This window comes from Limosilactobacillus agrestis (genome assembly GCF_014145585.1).
Classification (GTDB): domain Bacteria; phylum Bacillota; class Bacilli; order Lactobacillales; family Lactobacillaceae; genus Limosilactobacillus; species Limosilactobacillus agrestis.
In genome coordinates this window covers 33,150-52,739 of the sequence record NZ_JACIVF010000003.1, presented here as the reverse complement: position 1 = coordinate 52,739, position 19,590 = coordinate 33,150, and the positions used below count along the sequence as shown (strand labels likewise).

Genomic DNA, 19,590 nt, shown 5'->3' with positions numbered 1-19,590 from the left:
TTTTAGCGCCGATTTAGACGGAAACGAATCATTTTGTCGGATTCAGTACATAGGAAGATTAAGCAGGAGAAGACAATTACTGCTAGCCATTCCAGCAAACTTATTCCAGTCACGTGGAAGGCGGCCTGCATAAATGGAACGTAGGTGAAGATCAATTGGAATAGAATCATCAATCCAATCACTCCCCAGGCTCTCTTGCCAATATTTCCAACTTCTTTTAGGCCATATTGCTCCGTTCGAATGCTGAAGAAGTAGAAGGCCTTACTAATAACAATTGTATTAACCATCATTGTGGTAGCGTTGACGACATCGGCCCCAGCACTGATGAACCATTCGTAACCGATTAAGGCAAACAGGGCCATTAAAGCGGAAACATAGCCCATCTGGATTAAATCATGGCGATTCATTAATCGTTGGCTTACTGGACGAGGATTGCGATCCATGATGCCCTTTTCTGCTTTTTCAAAGACGAATGCGAACTGGATGGTGATTGCCGCGATTAAGTTAATCCATAATAACTGAGCAGGTTGGAGGGGAACTTGTTGACCAGTAAGTATAGAGAAGGCAACCACTAATCCTTCAGCAAAGGAGGTTGGTAATAAGAATAAAATACTCTTTTTAATATTGTCGTAAATGCGGCGACCTTCTTTGATAACAGCGGCCATTACCGCAAAGTTATCGTTTCCTAAGATCATATCAGCAGCATCCTTAGCAACATCCGTTCCCTTGATGCCCATTGAAATTCCAATATCGGCTTTCTTTAAGGCCGGAGCATCGTTAACTCCATCTCCTACCATCGCAGTGATCTTTTGCTGGCTTTGAAGAGCTTCAATAATTTCAAGCTTATTCTGTGGAGTAGTACGTGCAAAGACTTGATTATTTAAGGCCGCCGCTTCTCGCTCGCTGGCAGACAGCTTATCCCATTCTGCTCCTGTGATTGCGTTGATTGGACCAGTCGACAAGCCTAGTTGTTTACCGATTGCACGGGCTGTTTGCGGGTCATCCCCCGTAATCATTTTAACGGCAACCCCAGCACGGTTCATTTGCTTTAAGGCAACGATAACTTCTTCACGTGGTGCATCTTGAAGAGCAGCCAGGCCAAGCAAGTGGATGCCCTTGTAGAGGTGGTCATGTTCGACTTCCATTAGGTTTTCGCCATTAACGGGTTGATAGCCGACTGCAATAACTCGTTTGCCAGCTTTTGACCAGTCGTCTACCCGTTGTTGCCACTTGGCAGTATCAAATTGTGGATCTTCTTTTGCGGCCATTTCAAAGAGCTTATCTGGAGACCCCTTAACAAAGATAATCTGTTGCTTATCTTCCGGATCACGAGTTAATTCAGCAATATAACGGTAATCAGAGTCAAACGGAAGCAGGTCAATTGCTTTATACGGTGATTGATATTTAGCACCAAATGCCTTGTGATAAAGGGTTAAGAAAGCGCCATCGGTTGGCTCTCCATTGATATGCCAAGTACCATCTTCATCCGTTAACACCGTATCATTGGCTTGATATCCAGCTTCTAAGAAAAGCTTGAGTTGATCGGTCAGTTGGGCTGGTTTTCCATCTAAGAGAATCTCCCCATTAGGAGCATAACCGGTTCCGGTAACCGTGTAGTGTTTGTCACCGACCCATAACTCGATAGCGGTCATTTCGTTTTTAGTAAGGGTTCCTGTTTTATCAGTAGCGATGACATCGACCGAGCCTAATGTTTCAACGGCAGGCATTGATTTAATAATAATTTGATGCTCTTTTGCCATCTTGCTAATACCAAAAGCCAAGATAACCGAGGTAATGGCTGGTAACCCTTCTGGAATGGCACCAACCAACATAGCAACCACCGCAAGTGCAAGGGCTGGTAAGGAATAGATTTTGAGGAAGAAACCGACAACGAAAACAATCACTGAGGCGGTAATCGTAATGTAAGAAACAACCTTTCCCACATGGTCAATTTCTTTAGTTAATGGCGTCTTTTTAGGTTTAATTTGAGCAACTTCTTGTGAGATCTTACCAATTTCGGTTTGTTCACCTGTTGCAACGACAACTCCTAGTCCACTTCCACTAGTAACTGAGGTAGAAGCATAGGCCATATCAACACGATCCGCTAGTGGGACGTCTGGATCAGTAATTGCTTCATCAGTTTTGATAACCGAATTAGTTTCACCAGTTAAAGCTGATTCTTCTATTCGTAAATTATCAGCAGAGACGATCCGTAAATCAGCGGGGACGTTATCACCAGCCTCAAGGAAAACAACATCTCCACGAACAAGATCAGCTGCGTCAATGTCTTGACGTTTTCCATCCCGGTAGACTGTAGCGTGTTGTGCCATCATCTCTTTAATTTTAGCCAAGGCATTCGCCGCACTTGATTCTTGGAAATAGCCAATGAGCGCATTTAGGATAACTACCGCGCCGATAACGATCGCATCAGTATAGTGACCAATTAAAATCGTTAGTAATGTAGCAGCTAACAAAATATAAATAACAATATTGTTGAACTGGCGTAAGAATAGTTTCCATTTAGGAGTTGGTTTTACTTCAATAAGGTTTTGCCCCTCTTCAGCCAGCCGTTTTTCGACAGCCGCTTTTGATAGACCTTGAGTAAAATCAGTTAGTTGATATTCTTTCTTTATTTCGTCAGTTGTTAATTGATAATTTTCTTTCATTTTTCCCCTTAAATATATGAATTAAGTAAAGTAACTATGCTTAAAGTTCCCACACCTTAAGCCAACAACATCAGTGAAGCCATATTAAGTTTTTGCTTTAATCATTCCTTCGTATTTATCGTGTTAATATCGTACCATATCTCCTTATTATTTTAGATCTAATTAATAATTTTTTAAAAGATGATTCATTATTTGTTAAATAAAAAGGAGAGTGGGCAATAACCTTCTCGCCAAGGCGGTGGGCCAAGCTAGAATGATGGTTAGCACGGCACAGGCTGATCATCGTTTGTACTTAGGCTCGAGCCTCCACATTATCTTGCTATTGTTCGTGAAAGCAGTTGAGGCTGGGAGAAAACAAAAGTTTTCTTCCAGCCTCATCGTTATTAATTATTAAATGTATTATTTTCAACATCCCGGATAAAGTCAGCGAGGTGCTTGTAATAAACATCGGGGTTGTCGACCATATGGTGGTGACCACCGTTTGGAGTAGTAACTAACTGTGAATTTGGAATGAGACTATTCATTGTCTTAGCAGTTTCAATTGGCATTGTTTCGTGTTCACCAAATGTGATTAAAGTTGGCACCTTAATGTTCTTCAACTGGTCACGGAAATGCCAGTCCTTGAGTTTACCGGTAATAACAAATTCGTTATCTCCTTGGAAAGCATTGTAAACAGCTGTTCCTCCAAGGTCCTTAAGATGGTACAGCTTAGATGGCTGCTTACGATCAACATATTGTTCGTTCATAACTTGAACATATTCTTGGTATTTAGGGTTACTGTAATCATTTTTGGCCTCACATTCTTTCATAAATGCAACGGCTTCAGGAGAAAGCGTCTTTTCTCGCAATTCATTAACCCGATCAACGTACTCATCAATTTCATCGACCATTGATGAAATAATTGCGCCTTTTAGGTGTTGTCCATACTTAACAGCATATTCTTGAACTAAAAGGCCACCCCAACTTTGACCGATAAGATAGAAATTATCTAAACCAAGCTTTTCTCGTACTTCATCTACTTCATCAAGGAAATATTCGTAAGTAAGGTACTTTTTAGCAATCTCAGGATCAGAATAATCTGGTTGATCAGAATATAGTGAACCTAATTGATCATACATTGTTACTTGAACGTTAAGACCTTGCTTCTTTAATTGTTCAGCAGCATCTTCCCAGTATTCATGATTACCACCAGGGCCGCCATGCAAAGCTAATAAATGAATATCGCCTTCACCCTGGGTATTTGTCCATAGATGATAGCCGTTATCAAGGGTAATAATTTTAGTGCCTTGTTTCATTCTCGAATCTCTCCTTTTATTTGTTATTTGTAATACTAACTATTTTAACGCATTTACATTTATTCTGCTAAAACTAGTTTCTACTTAGTGTCTTTTTAGCATACGTTTAAGATAAAATGGTAAAACCCGGAATAGTAAGTTGACAACCGCCAAGTTCTAATTGGTATTCAATTCGTTCATTACCACGAAGCGTGTATTCATAATCAGTACTATAAATAATGATCCCCAATTGGTGACCAGCAATGATGTGATGAAAGAGCGGCTGGAGATCAAATTTAACAGTAACAAATTGATTAGCATTTAGTTCATTAACTTGGGCCGGATTATTACGATTTTGTAAGTTAATATGGCCACTTGATATGACTTTATAGTTAGTTGCTTCTTTTGCTAATTTAAATTCGCGAAGGTCATCTGTCTTCCAGTGATAACCTAATTCAAGACCGTTGCGGTTAAAAAGTACTGGTGATATTGTTAGGCGTTTGCTGCTACCGAGGTCAACTAGCCGGGCACTAATCATTCCATAATTTTTAGAAGAAGCTACTTTTAATGTAACAGTAGGGGTACCGCGAAGAAGCGTATCATCATTAAACACTTCCGTTACAAAGCGACGACTAAATTGACCGTGATCGTTAACAAGTGCCTTTGCCCAATCCTGTGGTCGCTTACACCATTGGAGATACTTTTCTTCCGGTTGCTGGTCATTGAAGCCTTGAGTGCCGAGCCCTGGTAAATTCGTTAGACGATGGTCATTGAATTGATACTGTTTCTGTTCACCTGCAGTCCAGTGATCATATGCAATCCAGGTTTCAGGGGTCCTATTATCTTGCACGAGCACGTTTGGCAAGGTATCATCTGCATGATTTTCTTGCCCCCAAAGCTTATTAGCTAACCATAAATTAGCCATGTCAGAAAAATCTAATGAACGGAAAGCATTGATATAAATGTGTTGTCCTTGGTGGAGGATGAGCTTACTGGTGATAGGAAGATCTTGAATGCCATCATAAAGCGCCTTAACATTACTAGGTCGGACATTAGTATCATTAAGGCCATGAACCATCATTACGGCAGCCTTGATATTTTCGAGGTTATGCCGGTAATTACGGTGATCCCAGAACTCATTATAATTTCCGCTTGTTCGATCCATTGCTTTTTGCATGTGGGCAATATATTGATCATTAACTTTTTCAATGCGGTGATAATCAGCGGGTCGTTTTGTACGGCTAAATGTTTCATCGGCTAAAACATCTGCATCTTCTCCTTGAAAACCACCAGGAGCGCGTACTAGGCCATTTTCACGATAATAATCATACCAACTAGAAATAGCCGCTTCACTGATAATTGCTTCTAGTCCTGGTACACCAGTAGTGGCGACTGCCGTAGCTAATGTCCCTAAGTATGAACGACCAGTCATTGCTACTTTACCATTACACCACCATGCTTTAATTGTGGTTCCGCTATGACGGTCAGTAAAGGCTTGCCGATCACCATGCAGCCACTCGACGACCGCCTTCATCGCATCAGTCTGTTCTGGCGAGCCGCATGTTTGGAGCCCGTCCGAATCCTTGGTTCCAATTCCGGCCGAATAAACAATTGCATAGCCCCGGGCAGCAAGATAATTATTTAATGTATATGCTGGCGTGGTACTGAATGTTTCTGTTGCATGCTTGGTTTCACCAGTAACTTTTTGACGCGAAAAATTAGTCGGGAATGTTTCTTCAGCAGGGGCATGATGATTAGCATCTTTATGTTTTAAAGGAACGTTGACATTATGAGTTGCTTTTTCCCCCCATTCGTCATTTGTTCCTTGGTTATAAGGACTAGCGGTGAAGACGACGGGAACTTTTAAGCCATGGTTAGACTCAAGAGGACGCATAATCTCAGCTTTGATTAAATCAGCTTTACCATCAAAATCAGTATCCATATCAGCTTCAATATAGACCACTTCACGGATGAATTTGGCCGGGTCGAAACTGGCAAGTGGTTTACCGTTAAAGAATAAGGGCTTTTGTTCAGCGGGAAGTTGGTAAGTCCACGCCAAAAATCCTTCTGATGTCAAATGGTCAAGAAGCGACTGACCATTTTTATTATGAGTATTTAACAGAAGGTAAAATGCATCAATGACGTTGGCGGTTGTCCATTGTTGATAATGCTTAACTGGTAAGCCAACTTTTTTTATGGTGGCAAGCGGATTTGTAATGTCGAAATCAACGGCTGCTTCAAAGTCGAGTAGCTGAAGGGCTACAAGGTAAAATACTTCATCGGTTAACGTTAGATTTTGGTCGAACCAGTCATCAAGAGCAAGATCAGGAGTAGCTAATAGGTCATGAAACCACTGCTTAGTGACGATTGGCTGGGCGCTCGCCATATGAATTCGTGCTAAGAAAGTTTCAAACATTGCCTTTGGGGTCAAAGATTGTTCTTCATTTTTCCGGAGTAAGTGAATTTGCATTAATTCTTGACGCCGTGTTTGTGGTGTCGTTGAAGTAATACTAAATTGATTTATTTTCATCTGGAACACCTCGTATAAAATTTGATATATTAATTATCGCACTTTTACAATAATTTGCTTAGGATAAACAGTGTTGCGATTTAAGGCGTATACTTTATACTAAGACTTAGTTTAAAAATGATGATTGGGGAAACGCTGATGGTAAAAAACATAATGGAATTTCAGCATGTAAGTAAACAATATGATGATAACGTTGTGTTGCGTGATATAAACTTTGAAATTGAGGCCGGTAAATTCTATACCTTACTAGGGCCATCGGGATCAGGAAAGACAACAATTTTACGATTGATCGCTGGGTTTGATCATCCTAGTAGGGGGAAAATTTATTTTGATGGAAGGCAAATCAATGATATTCCAGCCAATCAACGACAAGTTAATACCGTTTTTCAAGATTATGCTCTTTTTCCTCATATGAATGTGGCCGAAAATGTTGCCTTTGGATTACAAATTAAAGGGGTAAAAAAGGCCGAAATTAAACAACGGGTAAAAGAAGCTTTACACCTTGTTCAATTAGATGGCTATGACGACCGTGAAATTACGGCAATGTCTGGTGGACAAAGACAACGCGTTGCTATTGCCCGGGCAATAGTTAATAAGCCTAAAGTACTATTGTTAGATGAAGCCTTGTCTGCCCTTGACCATAAGTTGCGGGTTCAAATGCAGACTGAATTGCGCCAATTGCAACGACGACTGGGAATTACTTTTATCTTTGTTACCCATGATCAAGAAGAAGCTCTTGCCATGAGTGACCAGATTATGATTATTAATGACGGTAAGATCCAGCAAAGTGGAACTCCCGTTGATATTTACGATGAACCGCTTAACCATTTTGTGGCTGATTTTATTGGTGAAAGTAATATTGTCCCTGGCATTATGAAAAAAGACTATGTAGTTTCAATTAATGGTCAAGACTTTGATTGTGTCGACGCGGGGATGAAGCCAAACGAAAAGGTTGAAGTTGTTATCCGACCAGAAGACCTTGATATTACGACAGTTGAAAAAGGAAAATTAGTCGGCACTGTTGAAACACAGCTTTTCCGCGGCGTTGATTATCAAATTACGGTGATTGACCAACGTAATCATAAGTGGAAGATCAATTCCATTCATAAAACAAAGGTCGGAGCGAAAGTAGGAATTACATTTGATCCCGAAGATATTCATGTGATGCGCTATAACGAAAGTGAAGAAGACTTTGATGCTCGCCTTGATAGCTACGAGGAGGGGGACTAATGCGGCAAAAAGCGATGTTTATCGTTCCATACGCATTGTGGATTATTCTATTTGTAATTGCTCCATTGGTATTGATCCTTTATCAATCATTTTTTAATATCAATGGTCAGTTAACTCTTAATAATTATGCTGAATACCTGACATCAGGTGTTTATCTTAAGATGACACTTAATTCTGTGTGGTACGCCCTTTTGATTACGCTTGTTACATTAGTGATTAGTTATCCAACAGCCTATGTTTTAAATCGCTTGCCTAACAAGCAGTTTTGGCTGTTGTTGGTAATTTTGCCAACGTGGATCAACTTACTATTGAAGACTTATGCATTTATTGGCTTGTTTAGTCGAACCGGGACAATTAATGGATTTCTTCAGTTCATGGGACTGGGGAGTCATCAGCTTTTATTCACTGATGCCAGTTTCATGTTTGTGGCTGCTTACATTGAAATTCCATTTATGGTTTTGCCAATTTTTAATAATCTAGCTGAAATCAATCCTTCACTAATAAATGCCAGCTATGACTTAGGTGCTACCCATTGGCAAACCTTTCGCCGTGTGATTTGGCCTCTTTCCATGCCGGGAGTCAAGGCTGGTATTCAGGCCGTTTTTATTCCATCGCTCTCACTCTTTATGATTACCCGCTTGATTGGGGGAAATCGCGTAATTACTTTAGGGACTGCAATTGAAGAACATTTTCTCACAACGCAAAATTGGGGAATGGGTTCAACGATTGGGGTTGTTCTGATTATCGCAATGTTTATTATTATGTTTGTTACTGGTGATAAGCAACAGAAAGGAGGAGGCCATTAATGAAGAAACAGCGATGGTCATGGGGAAAGGCATATCTTGCTTTAGTTTTTGTGATCTTATATGCGCCGATTCTATATTTGGTTGTGTTTTCCTTTAGCGGTGGACAAACAATGGAAAAATATCACGGCTTTTCTTGGCAACATTATGCGGATTTGTTTGCTGATACGCGAATGATTACCATTGTTATCAATACATTGTTAGTAGCGTTTTTGGCGTCACTATTGGCAACGATTATTGGTACATTAGGAGCCTTAGCGATTAAGGATGCTCGGCGCCCGTGGAAAAATAGTTTGTTATCCTTAAATAATGTTTTAATGGTTTCACCGGATGTAATCATTGGTGCCAGTTTTTTAATCTTCTTCACCATGCTGGGGGTAAGACTTGGCTTTGTATCAGTCCTCTTAAGCCATATTGCATTTTGTATCCCAATTGTCGTTTTAATGGTTTTACCAAAATTAAATGAAATGTCACCAACATTAGTAGATGCGGCCTACGATTTGGGAGCTAGTCGCTGGCAAGTACTTTCCCGGGTAATACTACCATCGATTGCACCCGGAATTTTTGCGGGCTATTTTATGGCCTTTACCTATTCACTTGATGACTTTGCAGTGACCTTCTTTGTTACTGGAAATGGCTTCTCGACATTATCTGTGGAAATATATTCTCGGGCCAGGCAAGGAATTAACCTTGAAATTAATGCCCTATCGACATTGATGTTTATTGTTTCACTGCTGTTAGTAATCGGCTATTACTTTATTAGTAAACGTGGTGGTCGGCGGACGCGAATTGTTGCTGTTAAAGAGGGGGATGCACAATGAAAAAGATATTCACCGCATTCCTTGCAATTGTCATTATTTGTGTCTTATTGGCGCTTGGGGATGTTGCTTTTACCCAGCAAAAAACTGGTGGTAGTAAACAAACATTGACAATCTACAATTGGGGAGACTATATTGACCCAGCGTTGATAACAAAATTTGAACGTCAAACAGGCTATCATGTTGATTATGAAACCTTTGATAGTAATGAATCAATGTTAACTAAGATTCGACAAGGAGGAACAAATTATGATGTGGTTGTGCCAAGCGAGTATACCGTTCAACGGATGAAAAAAGAGCATTTAGTTGCACCGCTTAACCATCGTAAATTGCCTAACCTTAAATATATTGATCCGCAATTTTTAAATCGTTCTTTTGATCCTGATAATCGTTATTCTGTTCCGTACTTTTGGGGAACATTAGGTATTATCTATAATGATCAAAAAGTAAACGGAAAAGACGTTCAGCATTGGGAACAGCTTTGGAATCCGCGCTTAAAAAATAATGTCATGTTAATTGATAGTGCGCGGGATGTATTTGCGGTCGCCCTTATTACACAGCACCATTCTGTTAATACAACTGATTACCATCAATTAAAGCTTGCACAGGCGCATTTAAAACAGTTGACGCCCAATATAAAAGCGATTATTGCTGATGAGATGAAGATGTATATGGAACAAAATGAAGCAGCCGTGGGGGTGACTTATTCTGGTGATGCACGCGAAATGATGAGTATTAATCCGCACCTGCACTATGTTGTGCCAAGCGAAGGAAGTAATATTTGGTTTGATAACATGGTAATTCCTAAGGCAGCGCGTAATAAAACGGCAGCCTACGAATTTATTAACTTTATGTTAGATCCACAGAATGCAGCTCAAAATGCTCAATATGTTGGATATGCGACACCAAATAAAGCAGCTAAAAAAGAATTGCCTAAAAAAGTTACCAGTGATCGGGCTTTTTACCCGCCTGAAACAACGATGAAACATTTGCAAATATATCGTGATTTGCCATTACGTGTTTTAGGCGAATACAATGATTTGTTTTTAGAATTTAAGATGTTTGCTAAATAGCGATAAAAAAGATAATAGGACTTCTTACATGAAAAATAGTGTTAGAGGTCCTATTCTTTTTATTTTAAGAGGGGATGTGTTATTACTAAAAATAAAAGGTAAAATGATCGGAGGCCACTTATGAAGAAAATTTTGGCAATTAACCATGAATTCGTTGCACGAAGCTATATTCTATTTCCAACGTTGCTATTTGCATTTTCGATCATTGCACATGCAAATGTAATTACATTTGTTTGGCCGTTTATTTTTGTTTATACCGTTGAAAAAGTAATGCCTTTTATTCTCGATGGACGCTTAAATTTAGCTTCCTGGTCAGGGATTACTAAGTTTTGCTCGATCGTTGCTTTTATTGGAGGCGTCCTCGCATCTATCGGAATATACTTTCGCTTGGAGTGGCTTGCTAGCTTAGCGGCGATCTTAATCGGTTTTGGTGTTACGGGGCTAAATTTGCTCGGGGATCCTAATAAGGACATTTCTGGTATTAATTTAAAGCGTGTAAATATTATCGCCGGTTTTAGTGTAATTATCGGTCTTATTACTTTAGGACTTTTGTTAATGAAGATGCCACTAGTTGTCGGTTTTGTATTTTATACTTTTTTTCTCGGGTTGGAAGTTATTTATGCTTATGTTGTCGTTAAACGCGATAAGACACCGCTTGATTTAAAATTCTCATTTAATTTAAAAACTGCTTTTCCGGCCATTGCGGTACTTACGGTTGTTTTTATTATTAGTTTCTTTAAGAAGACGGGGCGGATTTCTGACTTTAGTTGGGCCCTAATCGTTTTAGCAATTATTGGGATTATTCTTGAATTACGAAATATTCTGGGACAACCCTTTAAACTATTTCGTATTTGGCTCGGGGCGATCAAAAATTATGTCATTATCTATACTTTATTGTTTGCTTTTCAACAGAATAAAGCTTATTGGATTTTTGTTGTTTTTATTGAATTGATGCTTGCGGGAATGCTAGTTGGTTTCTTGAATAAAAAGTTGCAAAAAATTAACCTAGCGACTCGTTATCGTTTTACCCTTATTTTGCTTATTATTGGCCTATTCTTGACTTATACTGATTATTTATACTTAATTGGAACGGCAGTAACTGTCCTATGTGCAATCCTGTTAGGGAAGTGGGCGCGCGAACAAGTTCCTGATAGGTATAGTAGTATTGACCAAAAGTTATCCGTATTTGGTTCGCTTTGTAATCAAATTATCTTATTTGGTGTTCTGGAATTAATTTCGTATTTCAAGCTTGATAATAAAAGTGCACTTCTTATCCCATATATCGATCACCAACAGGAGTTGCAATATAGTCGTGAGATGTTTTATCTACGGGTTAGTATGATTACTTTATTTGTTATTACGGGTATTTTTGTTGTCTATCATGATCGTAAGTATTTAGTAATGAAAAATGCGTAATGTTCAATACATCACAAAATGGTAAAAGACTTCTTAACTTGAAAGTTAAATCAAAAAAATTGCTTTTTATTATTGTATGTTTACTTTTAGCTGTTAGATAAATATTTATCATAAAAATACAATTTTTATTGTGATCGCTATCAATGGCTAATTTAGTTACTTGTAGTTTGAATCACGAAAATTCTTATGCTAGCATGAAAAACAGTGCAATTTCATGATGACAATTGAATTTTTGTGTAAGTAGACATTAATTGTTTGGAACACAATTAAGAGATTAAATCGGTTAAATATTTTTGTCTGGTACCGGCTAGGCACTATTTGCATAAAATGAAACCTAAAATTTTGAGGTGAAATTTTGCAAACAAAATCAAAAAAGATTACATTATTTTCTGCCACAATGCTTGCAATCAGTTCGTTAATTGGTTCTGGTTGGCTATTCGGTGCTAGTGAAGCTGCCGCAACTGCTGGACCAGCGGCCATTATTTCGTGGATTGTTGGGGCTATTATTATGGGGCTAATTGCGGCCAACTATGTGGAGTTAGGGGTCATGCTACCAGAAAGTGGCGGAATGAGCCGTTATGCCCAATATAGTCACGGACCACTCTTAGGGTTTATTGCAGCGTGGGCCAACTGGGTTTCTTTAGTGGCAATTATTCCTATTGAGGCGGTGGCCGCCGTTCAGTATATGAGTTCATGGCCGTGGAAATGGGCTAATTGGACTAATAACTTTATGGTTAATGGTCATATTAGTACAAAGGGATTGTGGGTTGTTTTTCTATTCATGCTTATCTTTACCCTATTAAATTTCTGGTCAGTAGAATTGATGACTAAATTTACTAACTTTATTTCAATTTTTAAGTTAGGGATGCCGCTATTAACGATTGTCTTATTGATCTGCAGCAGTTTCCATCCCGCTAATTTTGGAAATTCAATCCATACTTTTATGCCTAATGGAACTAGTGCAATTTTTGAAGCCACTACTATTTCTGGGATTATTTTCTCCTACAATGCTTTTCAGACGATCATTAATATTGGTGGCGAGATCACTAACCCTCAGAAAAATATTTTCCGGGGAATAATTATTTCATTAACCATTGCGGCAGTTATCTATATTCTTCTTCAAGTAGCCTTTATCGGTGCTATTGAACCAGGAACCTTGGCTAAGGATGGTTGGCAGGGATTAAATTTTAATTCCCCATTTGCTGATTTAGCAATTATGGTCGGTATGTATTGGCTAGCCGTCCTCTTGTATTTAGATGCCTTTGTTTCGCCATTTGGGACAGGAGTTTCGTTTGTTGCTACTTCTGGTCGGACCTTAGCGGCAATGACCTTAAATCGTCATATTCCAAAGTGGCTTGGAAAAACGGATGGTATCTATGGTAATCCTCGGTTAGCTTATGTTACTAACTTGGTAATTGGGTCCCTATTAGTTACAATTTTTCGCGATTGGTCGGTCTTAGCAAGTGTTATTTCCACAGCAACCCTAATTGCGTATTTAACGGGACCAGTAACTGCTGTCTCAATGCGGCAATTGCGTCCGCACTATCGGCGACCAGTTAAGTCTAAATTATTGCCAGTTATTGCACCATTGGCCTTTATTCTGGCTAGTTTAGCAATTTATTGGGCAATGTGGCCGACAACTGTAGAAGTGATTGGGGTCATAATTATTGGCTTGCCAATTTATATTTATTATGACTATAAGAATGGTCGGACCACAATTAAGCAACAGCTAAAAAGTAGTAGTTGGATGATTGTTTACCTGATTTTTATTTCAATCATGTCATATATTGGTAGTGCTGGGTTTAAAGGACAAAATTATCTCCCTTACCCGTGGGATTTTGTTGTAATCATTATGGTTAGTTACTTGTTCTATCGGTGGGGAATTAATAGTAAAATGTTAAATAGTCCTGACTTGCCAATGGCTGATAAGATTAATGCTAAAGTAAAAATAGATGAATGATTGTAAAAATAACTAAAGAGGCTGAGAGAAAACAAAAAGTTTTTTCTCAGCCTCAACTGCTTTTACGAGCAATAGCAGGATAACGTGGAACTAGCTTAGTGAATTGCCTAGTTGAGAAAGTCGTTTCCCACTCTTTTCTTTATGTTAGTGACTATTTACTTACGGCTAACTTACTGTGCCAGTAGCCGTAAGTGAAGTAAATGATAATTCCGATCCCAAACCAAATCGCTGCACCAATGTAAGTTTCTTTTTGCAATTGGGTCATCATACCAAGGCAGGCCAGACCTGAAAGAATTGGTAGAACAGGATAGAGGGGAACCTTAAAGCCACCGCGATTACCAATATCCTTGCGCTTGCGAAGAGGAATAATCCCAAATGAAACAAGCATGAAGGCAAACAAAGTTCCAATGTTAACTAAACTTGTAAGTTGATCAAGGGAAATAAGTCCTCCCATGATGGCGATAATGATTGTAACAATCCATAATGCTACTTGTGGAGTATGACTCTTTTTATCAAGCTTTCCTAAAAATGAAGGAAGTAAACCGTCACGACCAATTGCATAAATTAAACGTGAACTAGCATAAATCATCGAAACCATCATTGTGAACATTCCGATCAAAGCCCCAATTGATAATAATTCTGCCAACCAGTCTTGATGAACCATCTGTAAGGCAAACGCCACTGGATTAGCAACATCAAGCTTGGTGTACTTAACCATTCCAGTTAGGACTACGGCAACACCAGTATATAAGATTGTTGCAACCGCAAGTGTTCCGATAATTCCCAGTGGCATATTTCTCTTAGGATTCTTAACTTCGGCTGCTGAACTGGAAACACAGTCGAAACCAAGGTAAGCAAAGAAGCCGATTGTTGCCCCGTGAATAACTCCCTTCATGTGGTATGGGAGGAATGGGTGGTAATTTTGAGGCTTAATGAAGAAGAAACCAACAATAATAAAGATCAAGATAATTGCAATTTTAAGGAAAACAGCAATATTATTGATGCGCAGTGAGGATTGCATCCCCCGTGAAAGCATTACTGTAATTAAAAGAACAATTACAACTGCCACGATGTTTATGTAGGTACCATGAGCTGGATCAAAGGGACCTGATAGTGGTTTAGGAAGGTGAATACCAACTCCTTCAAGCAATGTATTGAAGTAAGCAGCCCACCCTGTTGAAACAGATGCGACGGCTAACATGTATTCAAGAACTAATGCCCAGCCAAGCAACCAGCCAAGGAATTCACCAAACACTACATTTCCGTACGAGTATGCACTCCCAGCAACTGGTAATGCAGAAGCAAACTCAGCATAACACATTGCGGCTAGCGCACAGACAATCGCTGAGAACAGAAATGACAATGACACTCCTGGTCCAGCTGAATTTGCGGCAATTGTCCCTGGGAGAATGAAAATCCCAGTACCGATAACAGTACCAATCCCAATTGCCATGAGATCACGAGCGTTCATTGATTTAACGAAAAGTTTGTCTTCACCAAGATACCGATCAAGACTTTCTTTTCGCATAATGTTTAAGCTCATCTTTAACCCACCTTTGCTATAATAAATTGTACGTGCCGAAAGGGTTCGTCACGTTTATAATTAATAATGATACCTTAGTTAATATTAAAAGTAAATTAGAGAAATTTAATTACGAAAGAGGGATAAAAATGGCAATTGAAGTTACTAGTGGAGCAGTTGTATATCGTCAAGACGAAAATGGAATTGAGTATTTGCTCTTAGAAAGTCAGAACAAGGGACACTTTTGGGGATTCCCGAAAGGTCACGTTGAAGGCAATGAATCACTAGAAGAAACAGCGAGTCGTGAAATAAGAGAGGAAACACAATTAGAATTACCAATTGATACGAGCTTCAAGGTTTATACCGAATATGATTTACCAAATGGCAATCGGAAACAGATGACGCTTTATACTGCCAAGTTAGATAATAAGGAAGATATTCACTTACAAGCAGAAGAGATTAAGAATTGCGGATGGTTTAATTACCAAGATGCTCGCGAACGTCTAACATATGAGAATTTAAAAGAGTTATTGGATCAAGTTAACGATCATTTAAATAAGTAATTATGAAAAATAATAAGTATGTATTTATTGTGACCGGAGCAGCTGGATCAGGCAAAACAACTGTCGCTAACTATCTTCAAAATCATTATGATATGCACCGGGTAATCACCCATACGACTAGGCTACCGCGTCCAGGAGAACAAGATGGGGTAGACTATCATTTTGAAACACCGACTTCTTTGAAAAAACTCCATTTACTTGAGCAAGTAACTTATGATCAATTTCAATATGGTTCTTCATTAGAAGGCTTAGAAGAAGGATGGAAACAAGGGAAAAATGACGTGATCGTTCTTGATACAGCTGGCGCGATTACTTACCATCAACAACTTGGTGCCCAAGCAGTGATTATTTTCCTGACCGTTACTCATATTGCCTCTTTAGCTAAGCGAATGGTACTGCGGGGTGATCAGTTGAGTGCGATTCATTCCCGTTTACATAGCAAAGAGTACCATCGCGATCTGGCCCTGCCACCTGCTTTAAAAGGGATTGCCCATGTCGTGATTAATGATCAGTGGGAAAATACTAAACAACAAATAGATATAATTGTTAGGCAAATATTATCCAAAAAGAATTAAAATATGATACAATAACACTTTTAATCAGGAGGGGAAGATATTGGAGAAATTAATTGATCAAGCACAGACCATTATTAAAGCTCATCATTTACGGTGGACCAAGCAACGTAAAATGATGATTGAATCAGTTGCACGTCATCCTGATCGTTACTTTAATATTATAGAAGTTGACCAATATCTTCGAGAACAATTCCCTGGATTAAGCCACGATACTATCTACCGAAATTTTAAGGAATTTGAGAAACTGGGCATTGTTGAATTGCGTCAACATCGTGATCAGATGCAGGTTAAATATTCATGCGATTCTACTCATCATCATCATTTTATTTGTGATGTTTGTGGACGAGTTCAAGAGATTCAAATGCCACCAATTGATAAGAAATTTTTTGAAAAACAGTTGCCTGGAGTTAAAATCACTGGGCATCGATTTGAATTACACGGAATATGTGCCCAATGTCAGAAAAAATATTTACAATAAATTCATATTTATCGGGCCAGTTTTCGTGTATTATATACTCTGGAAAAGGAGAATGAGATATGGGAGCAAAGATACCGCCGTTAGTAACCCCATTTGCACTTGTATCATTAGTACTTGCGTTGGGTGCCACCAATGTAGTGGTTAATAAAGCAACAAATACTTCTGAAGGTGCAAAAGTAACATCAGTATCAACAAGTCGCCAGTTTCGGCAATCAAATGATGACGAAAGCGATCAATCAAGTAAGACTTCACAAAGTAATCGTGATGATAATAATGAAAGTGCAAGTAGTTCTTCAACTACCCGGACAAGTAATAGCAACAATATAACGGGCAGTACTGGGAATACTGGAGACGCAAATCAGACTACACGGCCAGCAGGAGGCACTGATACCGATACATCAACTAATCGATCAGCAAATACAAATGAAAGTTCGAGTGCTAATCGAAATAGTACATCACAATCGACCGGTACAACAACTAACAATAATGCAACAACACAAAATACGACCGGTGGTAATACTACCGGAACAACTACGACTGAATAATAAGGAGGTGGGTTATTAATGTTTAGTTTTCTTGATATGATTAACTCGTCATTGAGTTATTTTAATCTTGATGCAAAATTAAAGAGTCGTATTTATATTATTATTGCCTCCTTAGGTGATATTTATTTAATTTACGTTACTTTCAGACTCTTTATGAATCATGTTTGGTTACGGGGATTGCTATACTGTTTAGCAGTAATCGCATTAACATATTTTATTTATCTTAATTTTGTCTTTTATTTTCTTGAGAAAACCTCAAAATTTGATTTTGTTTCACCTCGTCTAGCTAAGATTACTGGTCAAAAATTTGATGATGGTAATATTAAGATCCCACTCAATGCACAACAACGGTTAGCAGCAGAATTAGCAAACCGGTCAAATGGCTTATTTGATAATGCAGACGTGATACCAGCAGTAGTAGCGATTGATGAATATGAGCAACATAATTTACAGCGTGTTGTTGATCAATTATTGATGGAAGGCGTATTTGTTAATGGCTATAATGGCTTGAGTGAAAAAGAGATCGTCGAACAATATCAGGCAACTGACAAGCCAGTTACTGCCCTGAATTCACAATCTGTTCCACCATACTTTGAGTTAGTTCATGATGAATTGCGTCATCGCCTTGAAATATATATTGGTATAAACCAAATGGAACGGCGCGCGGTTGGTCATATTACAAAAATCGGCCTAACTGATGTCCATACTGCTCATGATAAGTATCAATTATATTTGGCAACGGTGGTTGTTACTGGTGGTCCGAATAAGATTGCTGGCCGAAGTGGTTCAACAATCTTGACGGAAGAAGACTATGGACTCCAAGTTCAAGTAGCATATAAACAACGAAATAACGCTTAATGAAGGGGAACGTGAAGTTAGTTACTCGGCGCCCCCGCAAATAACAATGAGGCTGGGAGAAAACTTTTGCTTTCTCCCAGCCTCATTGTTGTACTATGTTGTTCGAGCCTATGAATGTAACCCGCTTTATTTCAGAGTTTCTTTTTTCGCAATCAATATTATTTTTCTCTGAATTCACCGTTGACGATATTATCATCATTATTAGTCTTATTACCATTATATTCAGGTATTACGAGGGCGGCTAAGAGGTAGAAGACTCCTAGTGGAAAAAAGCCGGTAAAGACGAAGATAAGGATTCCAATTACCCGAACGAGAGTTTCGTCAAGTCCAAAGTAATCAGCGATACCTCCAAAGACACCAAGAAATACTTTATCTTTGGATTTAGTTAAATATTTTTTAGGTTTTGCCATTACGAAGCCTCCAATCGTATAACTTTAGTATCTTTATTATACCGTATTTTAGAAAGAAAATTTGGAAAGTTAATAATTATTTAATACGTTGACTTTTAAAAGATAGATAAACTTGTTACCGACGCGTTTGACTATTTAAATCTAGGAGCATATGATAGTTTTCGTTTGATTAAGATACAGATAGAAGTTTTTTTGCGAACAAAATCCTGTTTTTGTCTTATTGTGAAATGATCATCTTTAATTACCCCTGTTGTACTGAATTGCAACAAGTTAGAATAATCATGTTAAATTTGTATTATTTGGGGAGGGAAGAGTTATGCGTGTTACGAGAACTATTCGTGACTTTGAGAATGCATTGATAACGTTGTTAGAGAAAAATGCTTTTGAAAGTTTGACTGTTGATCAAATTTGTAAAGAAGCGTTAATGCACCGGAGTAGTTTTTACCGCTATTTTAGTGATAAGTACGACCTCTTAGAGCAAACGTTAAATGCACAAATTAATAAATTGACGGAGAATACAGATTCTGAAGATGACATTATTAAGCAATTATTATCATACATTGATAAAAATAAAGATGTTATCCGTCATTTAGCACCTAATAGTGCACGAAGCTCTTTGTATACCGAAATTTTAAATATTCTAAGTCAGGTTCTTTTAGAGCGGCGTAATCTTGAAACTAATGATCCGATTGTAATAGCGTTGCAAAAGTCTGATAATCCTGAGATGCTTGCTTATGTATTGAGTGGGGCTATTATCGGGACTTTTTATTGGTGGCAAGGTAATAACTATGATGTGCCAACTGAAGACGTCATTAAGTTCGCAAGAGCAGCTACTAAATCATTAACAAACTAAAATTACGAAAGGATAA

The 19,590-nt window shown here is 38.5% G+C and carries 17 protein-coding genes; 12 read left to right on the top strand and 5 right to left on the bottom strand.

Annotated features, from left to right (window positions below; all coding sequences use genetic code 11):
* Positions 1-2: 2 nt before the first annotated feature.
* The 3 genes from H5R88_RS00235 to H5R88_RS00225 form a co-directional block, all read right to left on the bottom strand.
* Positions 3-2,666, bottom strand: coding sequence for an HAD-IC family P-type ATPase (locus H5R88_RS00235; protein WP_182599987.1), 2,664 nt, complete (start codon positions 2,664-2,666; stop codon positions 3-5).
* A 383-nt stretch (positions 2,667-3,049) separates the two neighbouring features.
* On the bottom strand, positions 3,050-3,961 hold the full coding sequence (locus tag H5R88_RS00230; RefSeq protein WP_182578651.1) for a proline-specific peptidase family protein: 912 nt from the start codon (positions 3,959-3,961) through the stop codon (positions 3,050-3,052).
* 106 nt (positions 3,962-4,067) lie between these two features.
* Entirely contained in the window at positions 4,068-6,470 is a 2,403-nt protein-coding gene (locus tag H5R88_RS00225) for a Xaa-Pro dipeptidyl-peptidase (RefSeq protein WP_182599986.1), read from the bottom strand.
* Positions 6,471-6,608: 138 nt separating this feature from the next.
* Here H5R88_RS00225 and H5R88_RS00220 point away from each other — a divergent pair, with 138 nt between their 5' ends.
* The 6 genes from H5R88_RS00220 (at position 6,609) to H5R88_RS00195 (ending at position 13,770) form a co-directional block, all read left to right on the top strand.
* Positions 6,609-7,700 (top strand): ABC transporter ATP-binding protein, encoded by a 1,092-nt coding sequence (locus H5R88_RS00220; protein ID WP_182599985.1) that lies wholly within the window; start codon positions 6,609-6,611, stop codon positions 7,698-7,700.
* Positions 7,700-8,506, top strand: coding sequence for an ABC transporter permease (locus H5R88_RS00215; RefSeq protein WP_182578654.1), 807 nt, complete (start codon positions 7,700-7,702; stop codon positions 8,504-8,506). Before H5R88_RS00220 ends, H5R88_RS00215 begins: the two co-directional genes overlap by 1 nt.
* Positions 8,506-9,324, top strand: coding sequence for an ABC transporter permease (locus tag H5R88_RS00210; protein WP_182599984.1), 819 nt, complete (start codon positions 8,506-8,508; stop codon positions 9,322-9,324). Before H5R88_RS00215 ends, H5R88_RS00210 begins: the two co-directional genes overlap by 1 nt.
* Positions 9,321-10,394 (top strand): ABC transporter substrate-binding protein, encoded by a 1,074-nt coding sequence (locus H5R88_RS00205; RefSeq protein ID WP_182599983.1) that lies wholly within the window; start codon positions 9,321-9,323, stop codon positions 10,392-10,394. Before H5R88_RS00210 ends, H5R88_RS00205 begins: the two co-directional genes overlap by 4 nt.
* Positions 10,395-10,514: 120 nt before the next feature.
* Positions 10,515-11,810, top strand: a complete 1,296-nt coding sequence (locus tag H5R88_RS00200; RefSeq protein WP_182578657.1) for a hypothetical protein — start codon at positions 10,515-10,517, stop codon at positions 11,808-11,810.
* Positions 11,811-12,162: 352 nt separating this feature from the next.
* On the top strand, positions 12,163-13,770 hold the full coding sequence (locus H5R88_RS00195; protein WP_182578691.1) for an APC family permease: 1,608 nt from the start codon (positions 12,163-12,165) through the stop codon (positions 13,768-13,770).
* 151 nt (positions 13,771-13,921) lie between these two features.
* Here the strand turns inward: H5R88_RS00195 and H5R88_RS00190 are convergent, their stop codons facing one another.
* Positions 13,922-15,313, bottom strand: a complete 1,392-nt coding sequence (locus H5R88_RS00190; RefSeq protein WP_182578658.1) for an APC family permease — start codon at positions 15,311-15,313, stop codon at positions 13,922-13,924.
* A 128-nt stretch (positions 15,314-15,441) separates the two neighbouring features.
* Here H5R88_RS00190 and H5R88_RS00185 point away from each other — a divergent pair, with 128 nt between their 5' ends.
* From H5R88_RS00185 to H5R88_RS00165, 5 genes are read left to right on the top strand one after another with little or no spacing between them, the layout of a single operon-like run.
* Positions 15,442-15,855, top strand: coding sequence for a bis(5'-nucleosyl)-tetraphosphatase (locus H5R88_RS00185; RefSeq protein WP_182599982.1), 414 nt, complete (start codon positions 15,442-15,444; stop codon positions 15,853-15,855).
* 2 nt (positions 15,856-15,857) lie between these two features.
* Positions 15,858-16,430 (top strand): guanylate kinase, encoded by a 573-nt coding sequence (locus tag H5R88_RS00180; RefSeq protein ID WP_182599981.1) that lies wholly within the window; start codon positions 15,858-15,860, stop codon positions 16,428-16,430.
* Between the two features lie 40 nt (positions 16,431-16,470).
* Entirely contained in the window at positions 16,471-16,908 is a 438-nt protein-coding gene (locus tag H5R88_RS00175; RefSeq protein ID WP_182599980.1) for a Fur family transcriptional regulator, read from the top strand.
* A gap of 59 nt (positions 16,909-16,967) precedes the next feature.
* Positions 16,968-17,453, top strand: coding sequence for a hypothetical protein (locus H5R88_RS00170; protein ID WP_182578662.1), 486 nt, complete (start codon positions 16,968-16,970; stop codon positions 17,451-17,453).
* An 18-nt stretch (positions 17,454-17,471) separates the two neighbouring features.
* Positions 17,472-18,311, top strand: coding sequence for a DUF6681 family protein (locus tag H5R88_RS00165; protein ID WP_182578663.1), 840 nt, complete (start codon positions 17,472-17,474; stop codon positions 18,309-18,311).
* Positions 18,312-18,469: 158 nt separating this feature from the next.
* Here the strand turns inward: H5R88_RS00165 and H5R88_RS00160 are convergent, their stop codons facing one another.
* Complete coding sequence (locus H5R88_RS00160; RefSeq protein ID WP_182578664.1) at positions 18,470-18,721, bottom strand: PspC domain-containing protein; 252 nt, start codon at positions 18,719-18,721, stop codon at positions 18,470-18,472.
* A 316-nt stretch (positions 18,722-19,037) separates the two neighbouring features.
* Between H5R88_RS00160 and H5R88_RS00155 the strand changes: the two genes are divergently transcribed.
* Positions 19,038-19,574 carry a TetR/AcrR family transcriptional regulator gene (locus H5R88_RS00155; RefSeq protein ID WP_182578665.1) on the top strand — a complete coding sequence of 179 codons (537 nt, stop codon included), beginning with the start codon at positions 19,038-19,040 and terminating at the stop codon, positions 19,572-19,574.
* Positions 19,575-19,590: the final 16 nt, after the last annotated feature.

Excerpts from the sequence above, each read along its gene's own strand:
- H5R88_RS00225 (WP_182599986.1), bottom strand. The coding sequence starts at position 6,470 with ATGAAAATAAATCAATTTAGTATTACTTCAACGACACCACAAACACGG.
- H5R88_RS00170 (WP_182578662.1), top strand. The coding sequence starts at position 16,968 with ATGGGAGCAAAGATACCGCCGTTAGTAACCCCATTTGCACTTGTATCA.
- H5R88_RS00190 (WP_182578658.1), bottom strand. The coding sequence starts at position 15,313 with ATGAGCTTAAACATTATGCGAAAAGAAAGTCTTGATCGGTATCTTGGT.
- H5R88_RS00160 (WP_182578664.1), bottom strand. The coding sequence starts at position 18,721 with ATGGCAAAACCTAAAAAATATTTAACTAAATCCAAAGATAAAGTATTT.
- H5R88_RS00185 (WP_182599982.1), top strand. The coding sequence starts at position 15,442 with ATGGCAATTGAAGTTACTAGTGGAGCAGTTGTATATCGTCAAGACGAA.
- H5R88_RS00220 (WP_182599985.1), top strand. The coding sequence starts at position 6,609 with ATGGTAAAAAACATAATGGAATTTCAGCATGTAAGTAAACAATATGAT.
- H5R88_RS00215 (WP_182578654.1), top strand. The coding sequence starts at position 7,700 with ATGCGGCAAAAAGCGATGTTTATCGTTCCATACGCATTGTGGATTATT.
- H5R88_RS00205 (WP_182599983.1), top strand. The coding sequence starts at position 9,321 with ATGAAAAAGATATTCACCGCATTCCTTGCAATTGTCATTATTTGTGTC.
- H5R88_RS00210 (WP_182599984.1), top strand. The coding sequence starts at position 8,506 with ATGAAGAAACAGCGATGGTCATGGGGAAAGGCATATCTTGCTTTAGTT.
- H5R88_RS00165 (WP_182578663.1), top strand. The coding sequence starts at position 17,472 with ATGTTTAGTTTTCTTGATATGATTAACTCGTCATTGAGTTATTTTAAT.
- H5R88_RS00180 (WP_182599981.1), top strand. The coding sequence starts at position 15,858 with ATGAAAAATAATAAGTATGTATTTATTGTGACCGGAGCAGCTGGATCA.
- H5R88_RS00155 (WP_182578665.1), top strand. The coding sequence starts at position 19,038 with ATGCGTGTTACGAGAACTATTCGTGACTTTGAGAATGCATTGATAACG.
- H5R88_RS00200 (WP_182578657.1), top strand. The coding sequence starts at position 10,515 with ATGAAGAAAATTTTGGCAATTAACCATGAATTCGTTGCACGAAGCTAT.
- H5R88_RS00235 (WP_182599987.1), bottom strand. The coding sequence starts at position 2,666 with ATGAAAGAAAATTATCAATTAACAACTGACGAAATAAAGAAAGAATAT.
- H5R88_RS00230 (WP_182578651.1), bottom strand. The coding sequence starts at position 3,961 with ATGAAACAAGGCACTAAAATTATTACCCTTGATAACGGCTATCATCTA.